The 3,403-nt window shown below is 35.4% G+C and carries 3 protein-coding genes; 2 read left to right on the top strand and 1 reads right to left on the bottom strand.

Annotated features, from left to right (window positions below; genetic code table 11):
- Positions 1 to 406 precede the first annotated feature (406 nt).
- Together O9332_RS19380 and O9332_RS19375 are read left to right on the top strand one after the other, a co-directional pair.
- Complete coding sequence (locus O9332_RS19380; RefSeq protein WP_002763240.1) at positions 407 to 1,519, top strand: DUF262 domain-containing protein; 1,113 nt, start codon at positions 407 to 409, stop codon at positions 1,517 to 1,519.
- Positions 1,519 to 2,175, top strand: coding sequence for an MAE_28990/MAE_18760 family HEPN-like nuclease (locus O9332_RS19375; protein WP_288026964.1), 657 nt, complete (start codon positions 1,519 to 1,521; stop codon positions 2,173 to 2,175). Before O9332_RS19380 ends, O9332_RS19375 begins: the two co-directional genes overlap by 1 nt.
- Before the next feature lie 78 nt (positions 2,176 to 2,253).
- On the opposite strand, the gene O9332_RS19370 is transcribed toward O9332_RS19375, so the two are convergent.
- Complete coding sequence (locus O9332_RS19370; protein WP_002763241.1) at positions 2,254 to 3,045, bottom strand: hypothetical protein; 792 nt, start codon at positions 3,043 to 3,045, stop codon at positions 2,254 to 2,256.
- Positions 3,046 to 3,403: the final 358 nt, after the last annotated feature.

The following is a 3,403-nucleotide window of genomic DNA, read 5'->3' as shown; positions in this document are numbered from 1 at the left end:
GGCCGAATTTGAATTCTTTTCTGAACAAAACCCCCTACTATCTGTTGTCAAGGTTCAGTTTTTAGCTTGGTTATCGCTTTTTCCATTGTAGCTTAAAGCCGTCCTAAAAGGACGGGGTTTTAACCCAAATTTTCGATAAATCGCGTCTTTGCAGATTAGCCACCTGAAAATTGATGTTTGTGCCAATTGCGGGGATGAGCCTTTTTCTGTCAACTCTTGAGGTTGACGCGTTTCATTTTTGAATTGGCGGATGGTATTAAAGTAGAATATAGGGATTATACTAAGTATAGAAAAATTACAGCTTTGTTTCTAAAGATGAAGTGTAACCTAATTTGGTATCGAATCCTGACGACCGGCTCCCCAAAACGAAAACTGTGTACTTCACCATTAAGATAACTGCTATAAGATGAATTTATTAGAAGAAGTTAAGGCAAAAACTAAAGAATTTCGTACCGATAACTATCCTATGTCAATCGGAGAGATTATTAGTCTTTATAATAACAAAGAAATGACAATTAATCCAGATTTTCAAAGATATTTTCGTTGGACAATAGCCCAAAAAAGCCGATTCATAGAATCGATACTATTAGGAATTCCTATTCCCTCTATTTTTGTCTATCAGAGAGAAGAAGATAGTGTTTGGGAATTGGTGGATGGATTACAAAGGATTTCAACAATTTTGGAATTTGTTGGCGATTTAAGAGATGAGGACGATGAAACTAAGAAAAAACCGAAACTGGTGCTTCAAGGTACTAAGTTATTACCTAGCTTAAACGGAGTTATGTGGGAAGGTGCAGAGGAAGGAGAGTATAATTTGCCCCCATCTCTAAAAATAGATTTCAAAAGAGCGAAAATACAGGTTCAGATTATCCAAAAAGAATCGGATAAAAATGCTAAGTTTGAAGTTTTTGATCGTTTAAATACCGGTGGCTCTTTTTTATCTTATCAAGAGGTGCGTAATTGTCTTTTGATTATGCTAGATAAAAGCCTATATAAGTGGTTAGAAGACTTGGCAGAAAATGAGAACTTTAAAAATTGTATTTCCCTATCCGAGCGATTAAGACAAGAACGCTACGACTTGGAACTAATTCTTAAATATTTTGCCCTGTCTTCTCCCACATTTGGTCCAACATCATTGAACAAACAAGATGTTAATGAATATTTGACTGACTATCTGAGAGAATTATGTAATTCCACCACTTTTGATCGTGTGTTAGAGCAAGAAAAATTCGCTAAAATGTTTTTATTGCTTGCTGAAGCGACGAATGAAGATACTTTTACCAAATATGATGGAACAAGATTTAAGGGTAAATTTCTCGATTCTGCTTATGAAGCGATCACCACAGGATTACGAGAAAATATTGATGATTACTCTACTCAAGATATTGAACTGCTAAGAACAAAAATTCAGGAAATGTGGTCAGAATCTGACTTTATTTCTAACATCGGTACAGGATCGAGAGCTAGAACTAGAATGCACAAAATGATTGAATTTGGCAAAAAATATTTTAAAAAGTAATGAGTAAAGATAATAGAACTATCGAAATTCTCCAGAAAAACTTAGATGAAGATATGGCATGGCGAATTAAAGAACTTAGTATTTTAAAAAATAAAATTCCTCCACAAAAAGGAACTGAGCAAGATGTATTAATTAGAGCCGGAATAACCACTCTCTATGCCCATTGGGAAGGTTTTATTAAATATGCAGCAGAATGTTATTTGCAGTTTGTTTCCTTAAAAAAATTAAATTATCATGAACTGGATTACTGTTTCGTTGCCCTTAGTTCTAGAAAATCTATAAATGAGTTAATAAAAACCAATAAATTTAAGTTACAAAAAGAGATGATCAAAAATTTACTTGATAACCTAGAAAATACAGCTTCTATACCCCACGAAAATATTATTAACACCAAATCTAATCTCAATTTTGAAGTTTTCACTGATATCTGTACTATTCTAGGAATTGATGATAGTGATTATCAACTTCGGCAGAAAGCTATTGATGAACAACTTCTCACCCAAAGAAATAAAATTGCTCATGGCAAGTATTTAACTATCGATTATGAAGAATACATCAGTATTTATAATTTAGTAATTGAATTAATCAGAAATTTTAAAGATGATCTATTAAATGCCGCCGTGACGGAACAGTATAAAAAAGTCAAAAGTATATAGGGTTAATACTAAATCCGTTGAGTATGCGCTACATATCAGAACAGGCAAAAGGCAAGAGACAAAAGGGGAAATAAATAATCAGTTTTTAATAACCGGATTTAGTATGACTCCATCACTATCAAGAACTGTTCCAATAGTGGCAAGAGACGAAGTGACTAATCGGAGTAACTTGTCTTTTGTCTCTGCCAAATTCTTATCTTCTGTATTGCGCTGTAAACTTTGAGTATTATAAATTTTTTTAATTAATTCTTCACCAGCATAAAAAACATTACTATCTGAATATTTGGTTGTACTGGCTTCTTCAAAAAATATATTAATTCCCTCTGACCATTCAGCTTTTAACTCTGAGTCATCTACTTGCTCTAATAGATTATTACTAAGAGATTGAAGTTCTTGAAGCTGCGTTTTGACATGAGGTGCTTTCGCATAAATTCTTCCCCAAGTGGCCAAAAAATCAAAAGTTTGTTCGGCAATTAAAGGGGTTCCGTCCGCAAGACTAACTTTAAAAAAAGCGTCGAGGGCAGGGGCAAGAAGCGCAAAAATTGGTAATTCCCAACTATTGACAGAAGCGGTAAGAACAAGTAGGCTGATTCTAGATGGACTATCAGGGGGAATACTATTGCGAGATAAAATTGACGCAATAAATAACCAAACAACCTCATTGTTAATCTCGCTGTCATTCTGTAGAAGCTTACGTCCCAATACCCCTAAGCCGATTTCTGAAGCTTTGATCGATCCCAGTGCCAACAGAGCGGCAAACTCTCTAACATGACTATCCACCCTTCTCAGATTGCCGAAAGCTCTATCAATTTCTTCTCTAGCGTTATCACTATCGCCAGAGTCTAAAAATTGTTGCACTCTTCTAAGCATCGTTGTCATTCTGTTTGGGGCGAAGGGATAAAGGTAAGACCACTGCGAATTTCAATATCTACACGGGCGTTTTTAGTTTTACGTTTAGAATCCTGAAATGAGTGCGGTTGTGCCTCTGGAGTGACACCACCTTGCTCACTAGCATTTGTAACAAAGCGTTCAGCTTTTCTAAACGCTTGTTTCCGTTCCTCTCGTTGACATTCGCTGCATTGCCCTTTAATATTAGGCTCTTCTCGACTTTGTGTGATAATTTTTGCTTATAGAATCGTGAAATATTTACTGGGAAAGACTTTTAGGAGTATTTTGCTGAAGAAACTATCAGTATAGACCCCGTTTCCACACAGAAACCAGAAGAGCC

The organism is Microcystis sp. LE19-10.1B, assembly GCF_027530565.1.
GTDB lineage: Bacteria > Cyanobacteriota > Cyanobacteriia > Cyanobacteriales > Microcystaceae > Microcystis > Microcystis aeruginosa.
The sequence above is the reverse complement of the archived record's forward strand: the minus strand, read 5'-3'. Positions and strand labels throughout refer to the sequence as shown.